Origin of the sequence: Mucilaginibacter defluvii (genome assembly GCF_039543225.1) — a bacterium.
Taxonomy (GTDB): Bacteria; Bacteroidota; Bacteroidia; order Sphingobacteriales; family Sphingobacteriaceae; genus Mucilaginibacter; species Mucilaginibacter defluvii.
Map to the genome: position 1 here is coordinate 389,991 of NZ_BAABJI010000002.1, position 16,914 is coordinate 406,904.

A 16,914-nucleotide genomic window follows, 5' to 3' on the forward strand; every position below is an offset into this window, starting at 1 on the left:
ATGACAGCTAACGAGATACGCAAAGCTTTTCTTGATTTTTTTGCTTCTAAAGGCCATACCATTGTGCCTTCGGCACCTATCGTAGTTAAAAACGACCCTACACTGATGTTCACCAACGCGGGTATGAACCAGTTTAAGGATATATTTTTAGGTGAGGCACCGGCGAAAAGCTCACGCGTGGTTGATACCCAGCGTTGCCTGCGTGTATCGGGCAAGCATAATGATCTGGAAGAGGTGGGTATTGATACTTATCACCATACCATGTTTGAGATGCTGGGCAACTGGAGCTTTGGCGATTACTTTAAAAAGGATGCCATTGCCTGGAGCTGGGAACTGCTGACCGAAGTATATAAGTTACCCAAAGATCGCCTTTACGTAACCTACTTTGAGGGTGACCAAAAGGAAGGTTTGGAAACCGATACCGAAACGCTGGAACTTTGGAAACAGTATGTTGACGAAAGCCATATACTGCCCGGCAACAAAAAAGATAACTTTTGGGAAATGGGCGAAACCGGTCCGTGCGGACCCTGCTCAGAGATTCACTTCGACAGTAGGCCTGATAACGAACGTGTCGAAGTGGATGGCGCCAAGCTGGTAAATGCCGACCACGATCAGGTGATTGAGATATGGAACAACGTATTTATGCAGTTTAACCGCCTTAAGGATAGTTCGCTGCAACCGCTACCGGCAAAGCATGTGGATACAGGCATGGGCTTTGAACGTTTGGTGCGTGTGCTGCAAGGCAAAACTTCTAATTATGATACCGATATTTTTCAACCGCTGATTCAGTTTATTGCTGATAAAAGTGGCAAGCAATATAACGCTGCTGCAAAACCAGGCGAAGAGGGTTGGAATGAAGCTGTTGCCATGCGAGTGTTAGCTGATCATATTCGTGCTATTAGTTTCGCTATAGCAGATGGACAACTACCATCTAATAATAAAGCTGGCTATGTTATCCGCAGGATATTACGCCGCGCGGTGCGTTACTCATACCAATATTTAGGTTTTAAAGATCCGTTCATCAATCAACTAGTGCCTTTACTCGCTGAGCAATTCAAGAGTGTTTTCGATGAATTGTGGGAACAAAAGGATTTTGTGCAGAAGGTAGTTTTGGAAGAAGAAATATCTTTTTTGAGAACGTTAGATAGAGGATTGCAAAAAATCTATACTTATATTTTTGAGCAAGATGCTGTTGGAGTGCCAAGCTTGGATTATTTGAGTGAGCATGACGATAGTTCAACAATCGATGCAAAGAATTATTTCATTAATAATCCTGAGAATTTAAAACACCGCATAATAAGCTATTATGGAGATGTTAAACCAAGTATAGATGGAAAGACAGCGTTTGAGTTATTTGATTCGAACGGGTTTCCTCTTGATTTAACTAAATTAATAGCATCGGATTTTGGGTTTACGGTTGATGAGCATGATTTTAATGTATATCTCCAAGAACAAAAAAATCGTTCCCGCGCTGCAACCGCCATTGATACCGGCGACTGGATCGTATTAAAACAAGATGATTCGGTAGAGTTTGTTGGTTATGATGAAACCGAGGCTGTTGCCCATGTGGTAAAATACCGCAAGGTTACGGCTAAGGGTAAGGAGCAATACCAAATTGTTTTGGATAAAACGCCTTTCTACGCCGAGAGCGGTGGCCAGGTAGGCGATAAGGGCGAACTGGTTTTTCCGGATGGGGAGATCGTGTATGTAACCGATACCAAGAAAGAGAACGGCCTGACCGTTCATTTTACCGATACATTGCCCGAGGGTATCAGTGATGCGTTAACCGCCATTGTTGAACCTGCTTTGCGCCATAGCAGCGAGAGCAACCACTCGGCTACACACTTACTGCACGCCGCGCTTAAACAAGTTTTGGGTACGCACGTAAACCAAAAAGGCTCACTGGTTAATGCCGATTACCTGCGTTTCGATTTCTCGCACTTCGCTAAGGTGACCGACGAGGAGATAGCACAGATAGAAGCGATAGTCAACGCCAAAATACGCGAGAACATCAATCTGAAAGAAGAACGTAACGTGCCGTATCAGCAAGCCTTAAATAGTGGTGTAACCGCCCTGTTTGGCGAGAAGTATGGCGATTATGTACGCGTTATTACTTTTGACGATGATTTCAGCAAGGAACTTTGCGGTGGTACACACGTAAACGCAACCGGGCAAATAGGTTTTTTTAAAATAACCAGCGAAAGCGCCGTTGCCGCGGGCGTGCGCCGCATTGAGGCCATTACCGGCATAGCTGCTGAGAATTACATCAATGCGCAAAGCCTGCTGATCAATCAATTGAAAGAGCTGCTTAAAAACCCGAAGGATATTACCAAAAGCATCGAAAGCTTGATTAGCGAAAATGCCGGACTGAAAAAGGAACTCGAGAAAAGCGTACTCGAGAAAGCTGCCGGCTTAAAGGATGATCTGGCTAAAACAGCCGAAAATATAAATGGCATCAATTTCATCGCCCAAAAAGTGGCTTTACCTAATGCGGATGCAATCAAGAATTTAGCTTACAACCTAAAGGATATAGTCAACGATTTGTTCCTGGTTTTAGCTGCTGATATTGACGGCAAACCAAGCCTTACTGTGATGATAGCGGAAAACCTGGTAAAAGATAAAGGCCTGAACGCGGGCAAGATTGTTGGTGAACTTGCAAAAGAAATCGAAGGGCGTGGCGGCGGTCAGCCATTCTACGCTATGGCCGGTGGTAAAGATGTTACCGGTATTGACAGGGCACTCGAAAAGGCGAAAAGTTTTGTAGCGTAGTCTGGACCGATAAGAATAGCAAAGGGTCAATTACCTCGAGTAATTGACCCTTTTATATATCGTCTAAACAAATTTTACAGCAAACTTTCAATAGCCAAACGGTACGAATCCATACCGAAACCGGCAATAACACCCTTGCAGTTTTTAGCCAGCATGGATGAGTGCCTGAACTCCTCACGTTTATATACATTGCTGATGTGCACTTCAACCACCGGGGTATTAATGCCCGCAATAGCATCGCCTATGGCTACGGATGTATGGGTGTAGGCCCCGGCATTTATAACAATGCCGTCAAACGTAAAGCCAACTTCATGCAGTTTATTTATAATTTCGCCCTCTATATTGCTTTGGTAATAGCTAATGGTAACATTTGGGTAGCGGGCTACCAGTTGCTCAAGATAGCTTTCAAAACTGGCATCGCCGTAAATTGATTTTTCGCGCACGCCAAGCAGGTTTAAATTGGGCCCGTTAATTATCTGTATATTCATGGTGCCCAAACTTAGGTATAAATTAATAAAAGTAAAATCAGGTTGAACTGGCAGCAGGCTATAAAAAGTTTTCAAGCGTATTTAAGGCTCGAGCGTTCGTTGTCATCAAATTCAATTGAGGCGTATACCCGTGATATTGATAAGTTGGCGCAATTCGCTACAGTGGATCCGCACAATCATATCGGGCCGGAGAAAGTTACCCTTGCCGATTTACGCCGCTTTTTGGTGTGGATAAATGAATTGCGTATGCTGCCTACATCGCAAGCCAGGATACTGTCCGGTATAAAAGCATTCTATAAATATATGCTGATGGAGGATTTGATCGCTGCTGATCCGTCTGAACTGCTCGAAGCACCCAAAATACAGCGTAAACTCCCCGATACATTGAGTTACGACGAAATAAACCGGCTCATCTCGATTATTGATCTTTCAAAACCGGAAGGGCCGCGCAATAAAGCCATTATAGAGGTTTTGTACAGTTGCGGCCTGCGTGTATCGGAGTTAACTGAACTAAAAATATCAAACCTGTACCTCGATATTGAATTTATTAAAGTTACCGGTAAAGGCGATAAGGAACGTTTAGTACCTATCGGCGGAGCGGCTATAAAAGCGCTCAAAATCTGGCTGCATGAATTAAGGACTCACGTCTCTATAAAGAAGGGGGAGGAGGATATGGTTTTCCTGAACCGCCGGGGCAGCAGGTTAAGCCGTGTATATATATTTATGCTGCTAAAGGATCTGGCTATACTTGCCGGTGTGCACAAAAATATTAGTCCGCATACCTTACGGCATTCATTTGCTACGCACTTGGTTGAGGGTGGGGCGGATCTGCGCGCCGTACAGGAAATGCTTGGCCACGAAAGTATCACCACTACTGAAATTTATACGCACCTGAACCGCGACTATCTCAGGTCGACCATAAACCAATACCACCCCCGGGCCTGACCATCTTTATATTCCCAGCACGAATAATACTTATACGGTTTATCAAATTATGGCTTATCATCATGACAAAGCACGACGATTTAATGCCATTATTACAAAGCTAAATGCATTAAGTTTGAATTTTTATTAATTATAGATAAATTATAATAGCTTTTTTTGTGATTTTTTTAAATTCTTGGACTTGACGATATCAATATGGAAAAAGATAAGAATTTTGTAATAATATTTTGATAAACCGTTTTTGTTGATTTAATTTGTTATACCGATTAAATAAACGTCAGAAACACAAGTAAATCGTTCAGGCTTGTGAGAATGCACGAACAGCTCTTTATAAATAACCATTTAATAAACTAATTAAACCCTTAACTATGCGTAAAATTTTTACTTTGCACATCTCTTTCACGGCTTAAGCAAAATTTAACTAATTGTTAATCAGCTCTCTACGGGGCCGCGATTTGTCATTTCTTTTATTTCAACAATCTAAATTATCCATTAATATGCGATACTTATGGCTGTGCTTTGCGGTTTTTTTCGGAACGGCAATCAAAGCATCAACTGGCTTGGCTAAAGGTAATAGTGAAGGGATAAGCAAATTTAAATTATCTTTCTTTCAGGATACTGTTCGTAAAGATACGTCTGCGAAAGACACTTTGCTTAATGATAGTATAGCTAACATCCGGAAAACATTGTATAATCGTTTTTCGGACAGTGTTAAAGCTACGCCCGATCAATTATCTCTTTTTCCCGCTATCTCATTGCAGCAGTATGTTAAAGGCCAATATGCTGGTCTTTACGTTCAGGAACCATCCGGCGAACCCGGTTCTGTGCAAAATATGTTTATTCGCGGCGCCTCTATGCCGTTACTATCACGCCGTGAAGTTTATCAAACACAACCACTGGTAATACTTGACGGTATTCCCCTTATTACGGAGCATCCGTTCGCGTTTGATCTGCAGCAGTTTGATTTTAACCGCCCAGGCCCGGCAACCAACGTATTTGCCAATATCGATATGAATAATATCGCATCGGTTGAAGTACTTGCTGATTTATCGGCATCGGCTATTTACGGCCCGCGCGCAGTAAACGGCGCTATTGTGCTTACCTCAAAAAAGCCGGGTAGTGTACGCAGCATTAGCTTTAATTCATATATCGGCATGGTTCAGCGCCCGTCTGTTACTACCATCAACGGTAAATATGAAAACGCATTCCGTCAGCGTTTTTACGATCTGTATACCACCAATGGCAGGTATTCTGATGATGAAAATTATCCGATCTACCTGAGCGACTCGTTGAATAACGTTTATAGCGGCCGTTCAGATTGGACCGATCTATACTACCGTAACGCACTGATCCATGGCATAAACTTTGGCATTTCCGGCGGTACGAGCCGTGCTAACTTCCGTTTTTCGTTGGGTAACACTAAAAATCAAGGCGTTGCTGATGATACAGGTATTGACAGGTACAGCGCCATGTTTAATATAAACATGAAGCCGGTGCCGTGGCTGGTCTTCTCGGCTATGGTTAACGCCAACCGTTTAGAGCGCGACCGTAACCGTTACCTGCGTGACCGTTTTGCCCAGGTAAACTATTTCCCTGACCTGAGCGCGCCGCTGCCGCCAAACAAACAATTTTATGCTGATTACTTAAACCAGTACAATAAAGGGTTTGACGATAATAAAACCAACCTAATACAAGGCTTTGCACGCATCGGGGTTGAGTTTGGCAAATTTAAATGGAGCACAACTTTCGGTGTTGACTATAATGAAGGTTACCGCGATGTGTTTTACGCACGTACCCTGTTGCAGGGCAACAGCTACGCATCAAACTTCTATGGTTTTAATCAGCGTTTAATGCTGGAGAATAAGGGATCATATGACTTTGCGCCAGCTAAAAATCACGCATTACACGTTGAGATAGGAAATTCCATTCAGTGGGACACTTATAAATATACCAATGCCTACGCTTATAAAGGCGCTAATGATTATATCAAGATAAACCTGCTTGAGTCAGATCCAAACAACTCGAACTATCTTAACCCCTTAGCTTTCCCGCGTGAGTTAACTTACCGCTTCCTGGATAAAACTGGCGATAACCTGTTATCATTTTACGGTAAAGCCGATTATACTATCAATGATAAGTATATGATCTCGGCAACCTTGCGTACTGATGGCTCGTCAAACGCTCAGCCAACAAAACGCTGGTTTGTTTCTCCGGTAGTATCAGCTGCCTGGAGCATGAAGAAAGAATTTTTGCAGGACAATAATGCCTTTAGCGACCTGGTACTACGTGCCAGTATTGGCCGTATGGGCCGCCTTAACGCCTATGATAATTATGCGCAAGGTCCGCAGTATACTGCTACAACCGGCTACACCGGTAACCTAACAGTTCCTGGCTATAATGCTATTGCTGTATTAACCAGGCCTTACAGCGCAGGGTGGATAGGTTACGGTATCCCATGGTCATATTCAGATCAGATAGACATTGGTATCGATGCGGGTTTCTTTGCAGAGCGTTTGCGCTTGTCAGTTGATCTTTACTCAAAAACAGAGAAAGACCTGATACTCGGCGTGCCTGATTATGCTGAATATGGTTACAAGCAATCACTGGAAAGCGGCATGTCTGTAAACAATCGCGGTATTGATGTAACCATCAAAGCCGATATCATCAAACAAAATATGTTCGGATGGACGTCATCACTAAATCTTAATCATAACAGCAATAAATTAAAATCGCTGCCTCGTGGTTTAAACGAGTTAGTTATCGGCAACCGCCTGTTAAGGGTAGGCCAGTCGTTTGATCAGTACTGGCTGCTGACTAATGATGGCATTTATAACGCTGTTAGTGAAATTCCGGTGGTTGACGGACAGCCTTTAAAATACAACGGTATTGCGTTGCAACCTGGTGACCCGCGCTGGAGAGATATTAACGGCGACAATAACATCGATAATAATGACAAGACGTTGATGGGCCATTCACTGCCAACTATATCAGGTGGCTTTGATAACAACCTGCGTTACGGCAGCTGGAATCTTAACCTGAATTTTTACTTCAATCTTGGTCGTAAACTGATCAATCAGGATATGGCTAACAGGTTTGATTTTGTAAACCGTGAAGGCAACAGCAATATCAGCTCAGTTAAAGAGATAACCTTTTGGGAAAAACGTGGTGACTACTCAAAATACCCAATGTATAACCCATGGAGCACGGTTATTCCATACCGTACCGATCAGGACCTGTTCCTGGAGAACGCTTCATTCCTGAAGTTACGCACGGTTGCCCTGGGTTACGATCTTACCAAGCTATTGAGCCGTAAAAACATTAAAGTAAGCAGGTTATACGTGTATGGCTCGGTGCACAATGTGTTCACCCTTACGCCGTACACCGGTCAGGATCCGGAACTGGTTAGCTACGATGGTTTTGACACCGGATACGGCCTGCCTATACCACGTACGTACACACTGGGTGTTAAAATGGATTTGTAACAGGATGTTAAAGTAAATCTGAAGTAAAACAAATGAAAAAGATATTATATATAGCACTGCTGTTTTTAGTAGCACTAACCGGATGTAACAAAATCCTGGACAAGGATTCGGTACGTGTGGTAGGCGAAAAAAACATGTGGAACAAACTGGAAGATGCCCGTGCCGGTATTATGGGCGTTTACGCGCTTACCCGCGCAGCCCTTTCAGACAATAACGGCCACTGGATTTACGGAGATGTACGTACCGGTGAGTTTGTAAGTCCTAACCGCTTAGATTTGAAAGCGGTAACATCAAACCAGTTAAACGCATCGTACCCGACAGTTGATGCCCTGTCTGACTGGACACGCTTTTATGCTGTTATTAACGCGGCCAATATTTTTATGGAACGTATTGGCGAGGTAAAAGCTGTTGACAGGCGTTATACCGAAAACAACATGATTGTTGATGTGGCGCAAGCTCGTCTGCTTAGAGCATTCGCATACTTTTATATGGTACGCATTTGGGGTGACGTGCCTTTTATAACCAGCTCACACGATGGAAAATTTGAGAACAAGCCGCGCGAGCCGCAAGCAAAAATTTTGGTTTGGGTAGAGCAGGAATTACAAAAAGCCGCTGCAGACTTGCCTTTTATATATAGTGGTAACGATGAGCAACAGCCCGGTGCATACTACGGCGAAAGCGATGGACGTTGGTCAGGCGCGTTAGCCACGAAAAATTCTGCCTACGCTATTTTAGCACACGTAGCGGCATGGCAAGGCAACTATGATGATGTTGCTACTTATGCCAAATTTGTTGAGGACAATTACGGCAAAAGCCGCATTAACTTCCAGTCAACCACTGATCTGACCAATTCGAACGGTTTCTTTTACAATAAGAACAGCAGCCAGATGTTCGGCTTTAATTCGGATTGGGGCCATATTGATGGATCTGTAACCGGCCATATCGAGGAGTTAACCCTTGCGCAGCCTGTAGTTACTAAAAATGTGCCTGACATTTATATGCCGAAGGACACCATTATTAAAATATTCGACCAACCTAATGATCAGCGTTTCAGCTTGGATACTTTGGGTCAGCCACGTACTGAAAGTTACTTCGTAAACTTTAATGGTAAGTACCCGATTTTCAATAAAATCAAGGTTATTCAGGGCGGCACAAATGATCCTAACTTCAGGTATTTTACCAGTGCGCTCATATTTACGCGTCTTGAGGACGTAGTACTACTTCGTGCGGAGGCATTAGCTGTTTTAGGTGACAACAATGGTGCTTTAGTAGAGGTAGCGCAAGTGCTTGGCAGAAGAGGAGTTAACGCTATTTATGCTAATGGCGAAATTATAGATTTAGTTTTTCAGGAACGCCGACGCGAATTAATGGGTGAGGGGCACCGCTGGTATGATCTCATTCGATATAATAAAATAAAGCAGAATAACCCACGCTTTATGCAGCTTATAAATTCACAGGGTATTTACTGGCCTATATCGCGCAAGCTTATTTCACAAAACAACCAATTAACACAAAATCCTTACTGGAAATAAAATAAACATATATGAATACGATAAAAAGATATATGAAAACTCCGGCACTGCTGTTTTGTGTAGCGGCAACATTTTTTGCCTGCAGCAAAGATGGCGGTTATTATGATGCCGCGAACAACGACCCGCAGTTTGCCGGCAGCACCTACGATTATTTGAAGAGCAAACCAGGTGTTTATGACTCACTTATTGCCGTGGTTGACCGTATGGGCCTTAAACAAACCCTGACGGATAGTAATGTCACCTTGTTCGCGGTAACTAACCCAAGCTTTCAGTTAGCCATTACCAACCTGAATACACTTCGCCGTCAAAGCGATAAGGATCCGTTATACCTGTCAAACATTGATGGCGTACATCTTGATACAATGGCGTCTTATTACATTATCAGGGGCAGGTATACATCTGATTCGCTTACATTGCAGGACGGACTTGATCTTTCAAGCGTGCGTTTCGCCTTTCCGATGCATGGAAAATTGGTTAGAAATTCAGCGTCGGGAAATGTTAACGCAGGTCCGGTTGCTGTCGAATTCAGTAACACCAAGCGTAGCAAATTTATTCGTAACTGGTCAACCACTACAACCGGGTCAAACAACATCATTACCAAAAACGGCATTGTTCATGTGGTTAGTCCCGACCATATTTTTGGCTTTGACGAGTTTGTGACCAGGCTAACATTTGTGCCGCCTCCGCCAAACCTGATGCTCGAGATTGGTGGTAAGCTTAGCGTACTGCGCGATAATAACGGTGGGCCCGACAACGGTGAGGGATCTAAAAAGGTTATTGACGGCGATGACCATACCAAATTCCTGGCCGAGTTTCAGGGGCGTCTTTGGATGCAGTATGAACTTAAAGAACCTGCTGTTTCAGGCGTTTACACCCTTATTTCGGCTAATGACGCGCCTGATCGCGATCCGCGTGCCTGGACTTACGAGGGCTCAATGGATGGCAAAACCTGGGTTGAGCTGGACCGCAGAAGCAACTTCTTTTTTGAGGAGAGATACCAAACCAAAGTATTCAGGTGCAGCAATACTGTTGCTTATAAATTCTATCGTATAGATATCTCAGAGATCAACGGAAGCGGTGCGTTCCAGTTAGCTGAATGGACTATAAACCGGGCAAATTAAGATATGAGTTATAAAAAATTAAACATGATCCCAACCATGTATATAAACTTAAAAAAATCAATTGGGCTGATGTTGCTTGCCTGCATCGCGCTAAGCAGTTGTAAAAAGATATTTGATTTGCCGGATGAAAAAGATTACCTGAGTTCGCGCATCAATTACAACAATAAAACCTTCGACCCGATTTTGGGCCGCAATAATATAATGGGTGGTTTTAACGGAGACAACTCTACCCAGCCAATCAAGTTTGAGATAATTAATGCGCGTTTTGGCGATGGCCGGCCGGTAACTGACCTTTTCCAGGTAAGGCCAACTTACGTATGGACCAAGGCATATACCGGCCTGGAGAAAAGCATTGAGGAAATTGAGGCCAAGCGCAAACTTGAGGATCATCCGCTGTTCGAGGTACGCCAGTCAGGCGAGTTCATTTTATGGGCGGCGGCAACCAATGATCTGATTACACCTCGTGCGGCCGATACTACAAATTTTCCGCAGAATACCCGTTACTTTGATTTACGGGTTACAAACAGCGGCGGCAGCGCAATCATCCGCGATTTGTCTGTTCGGCCGTTTCGTGAGCGCCCTTATGAACCGTCGGACGATTTTAACATTTACTCCGGGGGGCCTGCACCGCATCCAAAATCGCCAAACAACCCAAACAGCCGCAATTACATCAGGCCATTTTTAAATAACGTTATTGGCGCTCAAAGTGATCAGCCACTGCGTAGTAACGATGATTACAAAGAGGTTGTAGTTTACATACGCCCGGTACCGGGTGGCTCGGGCAATTCTATCAGGTTTAAATTCCTGGATAAGGATTCAGTTGCTATCAACCCTAACTTGTTTAACGAAACCCGTTGGGATAGGATTGTTCATGGCTTTAATATGGAAAAAACCAACGAGTATGTGCAATACACCGTTGCATATCCAATTCCGCTGGTTGAAGTGGTTACCAATTACGCGCCGGGAGGCAACCGCGACCATGCGGAGTTTAGCTACTCGCGTAAAGGTTTTGGTGGCGGCAGAACGGTAGCCACGTTCGGTATCGACTTCGCTATTTACAAAAAAGGCGACTGGGAGGTGGTATTCCACTTTTTAAAGGAAAATCCAAAGTTTGAAGACGAATAAAAACCATAAAGCCATCACAATGAGAATACTTAGACTATTTTATACAGTGCTTATTGTTTGCGTAATATGCAGCACAAAAGTTTATTCGCAACAAAAAAAGGTAGTAACGGTAAGTGGTACCGTTATTGATAAAACGGCAAATATTGAGTTACCCGGCGTAACCGTGGCTGCTGACGGCAAAGGTTTAATACAAACTGACGGCAAAGGCCGGTTTACTGTAAATGTTGCCGAGAATGCTACGCTTTCATTTTCATTTATGGGTTATGCAACCCAAACGGTGAAAGCAACTGCCAACTCAAAAAATATCGTTATTAACATGAGCGAAGATAAAAAAGCCCTCAGCGAGGTAATTATCGTAGCTTATCAAAAACGTGCTAAAGAAACTACAACCGGTGCCGCGGTAAACATCTCGGGTAAAGACATACAGGATATACCTGTTGCCAACTTTGAAAGCTTGTTACAAGGTAAGGTTGCCGGTTTGAACGTACAGAATAACACCGGTGCTCCGGGTTTCCGCGGTTCAGTTCAGGTGCGTGGTCTGTCAACGTTAAGCGTTCAGGGCAGCGGTAACGAGTCGTTCCTGCAGCCTACATCTCCGCTTTATATTATTGATGGGGTACCGTTGGATGCTGATAAGGCCTCAGAATTTGGTTTTCAGACGCAAGGCCCGGGCGTAAGTCCGCTGTCATTAATTCCTGTTGAAGATATTGAGAACATTCAGGTAATGAAAGATGCGCAGGCTACGTCAATGTACGGTTCGCGCGGTGCTTATGGTGTAATCATTATCACTACCAAGCGTGGTAACTCTAAAGTTCCGCGCGTTAGGTACACCACAAACTTTTTCGTGCAAACGCCGCCAAAGCTGCGCGAAACATTGGGCGGTAACGCTGAACGTCAATCTAAAATACAGCAAATATTGTCAAATGCCCGTACTGAGCAGCAACTGCGTGATTTAGGATTGACCCCTTTTCTGGCCGACAGTTTGAACGCTTATTGGAATAACTCGACAGACTGGCAATCGGTATTTTATGCTACTACTTACAACCAAAGCCATAACCTTGCGCTTGACGGTGGCGACCAACGCTTTAACTACAAAGCCAACGTAGGTTACTTCTCGCAAAAAGGTGTAATTAAAAATACCGGTTTTGACAGGTATAACCTGAACATGAACATGGAATTTAAACCGAACGATAAGTTTCGTTTCTTTGGCTCGCTATTTGGTTCGGTAGGTAACCAGGCAAAGGGTGATGGTGTGGGCTTGTTACAATCAGGCGTGGCAGCCAACGGCCAGGCATCAACATTGCTGCCGCCGCCGTCTTTCTACCTGTCATCAAACGCGGTTACTTCGGCACTACGTACACAAAACAGCAACAGCTCCCGAAACCTGCGTACCAATGTTGACGGTAGGTATGAATTCATCCCGGGCCTGGCATTATCATCAAGTATAAGCTATGATTATACGTCAGATGCTGAGGCTACTTTTACGCCGGCGGCTGCCAACTCGCAATACGCCAAGGTTTATGATTTTGAGGGCCGTAACTATACGCTTTATAACCGTAACGCCATCACCTATTCTAAAACCTTCGGTAAAGATCATAACCTGTTTGTAAATACCTTTAACGAGATCTACAAGCAAGGCGCGCAAAGCGGTATCATCCGCCAGGAGCGTACCCCTAACGATCAGCTACAGGGCCCGGTAGGTTATGATGCTTACTATTCGCGTGGTGGTGGTGTATTATCAAACTATCGTAACGCTACAATCGCGTCATTTGCCGGTTCGGTAACTTACGATTATCAAAAGAAATATGTAGCCGAGTTTTCTTATCGCCTGGATGGTACCTCATCTAACGGTTTGGAAAACCCTTATTCAAAAAACCCGGCAGTTGGTTTAAGATGGAACTTTAACAAAGAGAACTTTCTGAGCGATCTGTCATGGTTAAGTTTTGGTAGCTTACGTTTAACCTGGGGACAGAACATTGTACCGAGCGGTACGCTGCAAAGCATCTACGGTGTTTACAACCTTAACGGTAACTTCAACAATAACCCAACAATCGGTATAAATAATGATTTTATACCAAACCCTGCGCTTAAACCTACTACAACCACGCAGTATAACTTTGGTTTTGATTTAGGCTTGTTCCGTGAGAGGCTTACCGTGGTGTTTGATACTTATTATAAACACGTTGATAACCTGCTATTTGACCGTAATCTGGCCAACATGACGGGCTTTGGCCGCCTGGCCAGCAACGATGTGGGTATTGCCAACTATGGTTATGAGTTGATGGTAACCGCAAGGGCTGTTGATACGAAAGACTTTAAATTGACGGTATCTGTAAACGGCGCCATTAACCGCGATATGCTGCTTAAGCTTCCAATTGAATATAATGGGCAATACATCCGTTTTGATAACAGCGGTTACAGGCAGCACATTGTTTACCGAGTAGGTAAAAACACACTTTCAAATTACCTGCGTATAAACGAGGGTGTATACGCTTATGATGCCGACGTACCTGTTGACCCAGTTACAGGTAAGCGCTATCAAACCAACGGAACCTTCTTTGAAGGTGGCGACCCTAGGTTTAAGGATGTTAACGGCGATTACATTTTAAATGATGACGATTACGAAATTACCGGTAACTCGCAACCATTGCTTACCGGTGGTATTTCAACTAACATCGTATACAAAAACTGGGGGCTTAACGTGTACGGATCATTCACCGCTAACAGAACCATATTGAACAACGCCCTGTCTGACCGTATGGCCATCATGCGCGATCCGTTCTCACTGCTGGCCGTGGTGCCGTTAACAAACATGAACATCTGGCGTAACCCGGGGGATGTTACCAGGTATCCCAACCCGTATGATTTTGCCCGCTTTAACCAGATACAACCATTGCGCCCCGATCAAACTTTATGGGCGGAAGAAGGCACCTACTTTAAAATCAATAACCTGACCCTGTCATACATGTTTAACCGCAACGCGATCCGGAGATTTGGCTTCAACAACCTCAGGGTGTTCCTGTCAACTGATAACCTGGCGACCTTTTCAAGGTATACAGGCCCTAACCCGGAAAACGTAACATCGTTAGGCCGCGATATATCAAACGGTTATCCGGTAGCGCGTACATACAACTTAGGATTAAACCTTGAGCTTAACACAGGTAAATAAAACAGTAGTTATGAAAAAGATTATTACATCAGTTTTGATAATAGCAGGAAGTTTCTGTTTGCCTTCCTGCAAAAAATTCCTGAACATACAGCCCATCGATAAGCTGACAGGTAACAACTTTTACCAATCAAAAGAGGACGTTGTAGCCAACATTTACGACATGTCTCGCCGTTTTTTTGGTAAAGTGAACGAAACGCATTTTGTAGGCGCGACCGGAGAATACCGCTCAGGCGAGGTGATGCATGAACCACAGGCTGACGTTGGCCCTTCGAGGGAATATGTGGAAGTACTTGGCCGTAATGATTTATTGGAATTGTTGCGTGGCGGCAAACCGTGGGACTTCTACAATTTTGGCGCAATTACCGATTGGACAGGTTATTACCAAGTGATACAAAGCGCTAATATTTTGATAGAAAAACTTAATGAAGGCATACCGGGTGTAAGCGCTAATGAGGCAAATCAGTTTAAATCCGAAGCTGCCTTCATTCGCGCACTATCATACTTTTTTATGGTGCGATTGTATGGTGATGTAGCCTATTATACTGATGCGTTTCACTCAGAGCCATTACCCCGTGAGAACATGGTGTCGGTTTTAAATAAATGTATTGCTGATTTAAAAGCTTATAAAGACTTTTTACCATGGGCATACAGTGATCCGGCTTTAAAAGGCGTTCGTGCAAGCAGGGGTAGCATTATAGCCTTGCTGATGAACATGAATATGTGGAATGCGGGCTTTGATCGTGCAAACGCAAACAAGTATTATACAGAAACCGCTACGCTTGGCCGTGAACTGGTGGCCAGCAACGCTTACAGGCTATTACCTATTGAACAATGGTCAACTGTAATAAAGGGCCGCTCTGACGAGAGCTTGTTTGAATTTTACCGCAGTATAAACTACGGCGATCAAAATAGGGACGTGGCACCTTTTGGTGATATGTTTTTGCATTATCCTTACAAACGCCCTGAATATACACACCGCGTAAGCTTCGCTTATTTTCGTGCGGAGTATATGCAAAAGCTTTATCCGAGCAATGCTGATAAAAGGGCAGAAGCGTGGTTTGATGAGGATATTTTTGCCGACAATGGTAAATTTATGATGTTGAAATTCGCTGCCAATTCATTTGCCAGCGGCGAAGAGAATGCTAACCCCGATAATACCTTCTTGATTTTCAGGTACGCCGGCGAAATTTTGCTTTGCGCTGAAGCGTTGGCGGAATTAAACGAGGATAACGAAGCTATTGCTATGTTGAACCGTGTGAGGCAAAGAGCAGAGGCTCCGCTTTACAATGGCGGCGGTGGCCAGGAGCTTAAGGATTTTATCTTTTTAGAACGCTCACGTGAGTTAATGGGCGAAGGTCATCATTATTTTGATTTGGTGCGCACTCGCCGTATACTTAGCAGCCAGTGGTCATACAACGTGCTTACGCTCGATAAATACAATCGTGGTGCCTGGACCTGGCCAATAAGCAGCAACGCGCTGATCAATAATCCATTCATGACCTTGAACACCTATTGGGTAAATGGCGGTAACTAAAATATTAATGAAATGATAAAAAATTTAAAAACCATATCGTTCGTTTGCGTGGGCCTGTTGCTTGTGCTTGCCGGGTGTAAACGCGACGAATATTATATAGACGGCGGCAAAGCTCAGGCCGACTATCCGGGTAGTATGTTTGAGTACCTGGAACAAAAGCCTGTACCGTTTGACACCATTGCCCAAGTAGTGAAGCTTGCTGGCATGGAAGATGTTTTTCGCAACGAGGATTTTACCTTTTTCGCTCCGGATGATGACGTAGTTAAACGTACAATTGGATCATACACCAGTGGCGGTTTAAACCGCGAGTTGTTTTTACTTGGCCGTGATACGGTGAAACAATTGTCAGACATTAGTCCGGTTGTTTGGCGTAAATATCTCATGCGTTATATGTTTAAGGGCGTAAACCGCCTTAAGGATTATCCGCAGATTGACCTGAACTTGCAAAGCCAATATCCCGGGCAGTTATATTACACTTACGGCAATGATGTGTGTAACATTGGCGTAATCTATGGCGATGCTAATGGGGTAAAATATATCGGTCCGCGTAAGCTTAACATGATTTATGTACCTGATATCTCTAATCCTAATTTCGCTACGTTTATCAACCCCATATCTTCTTCAGACATAAAGCCCCGTAATGGAGTTGTACATACGCTGGCGTATTCAGGTGCAACATTAGGATACAGTTACAGCGAGTTTATTAACGACGTGTATTTTACCGGCTTAACTTCATCAAGTAACTAACG

General features: G+C 43.9%; 10 protein-coding genes. 9 read left to right on the forward strand and 1 reads right to left on the reverse strand.

Features of this window, described 5'->3' with window-relative positions:
- A complete protein-coding gene (gene alaS / locus ABD960_RS07955; RefSeq protein WP_345330489.1) occupies positions 1 to 2,769 on the forward strand; it encodes an alanine--tRNA ligase in 2,769 nt (922 codons plus the stop codon).
- Positions 2,770 to 2,843: 74 nt separating this feature from the next.
- Here the strand turns inward: alaS and aroQ are convergent, their stop codons facing one another.
- Positions 2,844 to 3,257, reverse strand: coding sequence for a type II 3-dehydroquinate dehydratase (aroQ, locus tag ABD960_RS07960; protein WP_345330490.1), 414 nt, complete (start codon positions 3,255 to 3,257; stop codon positions 2,844 to 2,846).
- A 42-nt stretch (positions 3,258 to 3,299) separates the two neighbouring features.
- On the opposite strand from aroQ, the gene xerD reads away from it, so the two are divergent.
- The 8 genes from xerD (at position 3,300) to ABD960_RS08000 (ending at position 16,912) form a co-directional block, all read left to right on the forward strand.
- The gene (xerD, locus tag ABD960_RS07965; RefSeq protein ID WP_345330491.1) at positions 3,300 to 4,202 is read left to right on the forward strand and encodes a site-specific tyrosine recombinase XerD; all 903 of its coding nucleotides are present in this window, start codon (positions 3,300 to 3,302) and stop codon (positions 4,200 to 4,202) included.
- 497 nt (positions 4,203 to 4,699) lie between these two features.
- Positions 4,700 to 7,684, forward strand: coding sequence for a SusC/RagA family TonB-linked outer membrane protein (locus ABD960_RS07970; protein WP_345330492.1), 2,985 nt, complete (start codon positions 4,700 to 4,702; stop codon positions 7,682 to 7,684).
- Between the two features lie 32 nt (positions 7,685 to 7,716).
- Positions 7,717 to 9,216: a RagB/SusD family nutrient uptake outer membrane protein gene (locus ABD960_RS07975; protein WP_345330493.1), complete on the forward strand. Its 1,500-nt coding sequence runs from the start codon at positions 7,717 to 7,719 to the stop codon at positions 9,214 to 9,216.
- Between the two features lie 11 nt (positions 9,217 to 9,227).
- Complete coding sequence (locus ABD960_RS07980; RefSeq protein ID WP_345330494.1) at positions 9,228 to 10,337, forward strand: discoidin domain-containing protein; 1,110 nt, start codon at positions 9,228 to 9,230, stop codon at positions 10,335 to 10,337.
- A 3-nt stretch (positions 10,338 to 10,340) separates the two neighbouring features.
- On the forward strand, positions 10,341 to 11,462 hold the full coding sequence (locus ABD960_RS07985; RefSeq protein WP_345330495.1) for a DUF5007 domain-containing protein: 1,122 nt from the start codon (positions 10,341 to 10,343) through the stop codon (positions 11,460 to 11,462).
- Between the two features lie 19 nt (positions 11,463 to 11,481).
- Positions 11,482 to 14,631 carry a SusC/RagA family TonB-linked outer membrane protein gene (locus ABD960_RS07990; protein ID WP_345330496.1) on the forward strand — a complete coding sequence of 1,050 codons (3,150 nt, stop codon included), beginning with the start codon at positions 11,482 to 11,484 and terminating at the stop codon, positions 14,629 to 14,631.
- 10 nt (positions 14,632 to 14,641) lie between these two features.
- Positions 14,642 to 16,165, forward strand: a complete 1,524-nt coding sequence (locus ABD960_RS07995) for a RagB/SusD family nutrient uptake outer membrane protein (RefSeq protein ID WP_345330497.1) — start codon at positions 14,642 to 14,644, stop codon at positions 16,163 to 16,165.
- 12 nt (positions 16,166 to 16,177) lie between these two features.
- Positions 16,178 to 16,912 carry a hypothetical protein gene (locus ABD960_RS08000; RefSeq protein WP_345330498.1) on the forward strand — a complete coding sequence of 245 codons (735 nt, stop codon included), beginning with the start codon at positions 16,178 to 16,180 and terminating at the stop codon, positions 16,910 to 16,912.
- The last annotated feature ends 2 nt before the right edge of the window (positions 16,913 to 16,914 follow it).

Excerpts from the sequence above, each read along its gene's own strand:
- ABD960_RS07970 (WP_345330492.1), top strand. The coding sequence starts at position 4,700 with ATGCGATACTTATGGCTGTGCTTTGCGGTTTTTTTCGGAACGGCAATC.
- ABD960_RS07985 (WP_345330495.1), top strand. The coding sequence starts at position 10,341 with ATGAGTTATAAAAAATTAAACATGATCCCAACCATGTATATAAACTTA.
- ABD960_RS08000 (WP_345330498.1), top strand. The coding sequence starts at position 16,178 with ATGATAAAAAATTTAAAAACCATATCGTTCGTTTGCGTGGGCCTGTTG.
- ABD960_RS07980 (WP_345330494.1), top strand. The coding sequence starts at position 9,228 with ATGAATACGATAAAAAGATATATGAAAACTCCGGCACTGCTGTTTTGT.
- ABD960_RS07975 (WP_345330493.1), top strand. The coding sequence starts at position 7,717 with ATGAAAAAGATATTATATATAGCACTGCTGTTTTTAGTAGCACTAACC.
- ABD960_RS07990 (WP_345330496.1), top strand. The coding sequence starts at position 11,482 with ATGAGAATACTTAGACTATTTTATACAGTGCTTATTGTTTGCGTAATA.
- aroQ (WP_345330490.1), bottom strand. The coding sequence starts at position 3,257 with ATGAATATACAGATAATTAACGGGCCCAATTTAAACCTGCTTGGCGTG.
- ABD960_RS07995 (WP_345330497.1), top strand. The coding sequence starts at position 14,642 with ATGAAAAAGATTATTACATCAGTTTTGATAATAGCAGGAAGTTTCTGT.
- alaS (WP_345330489.1), top strand. The coding sequence starts at position 1 with ATGACAGCTAACGAGATACGCAAAGCTTTTCTTGATTTTTTTGCTTCT.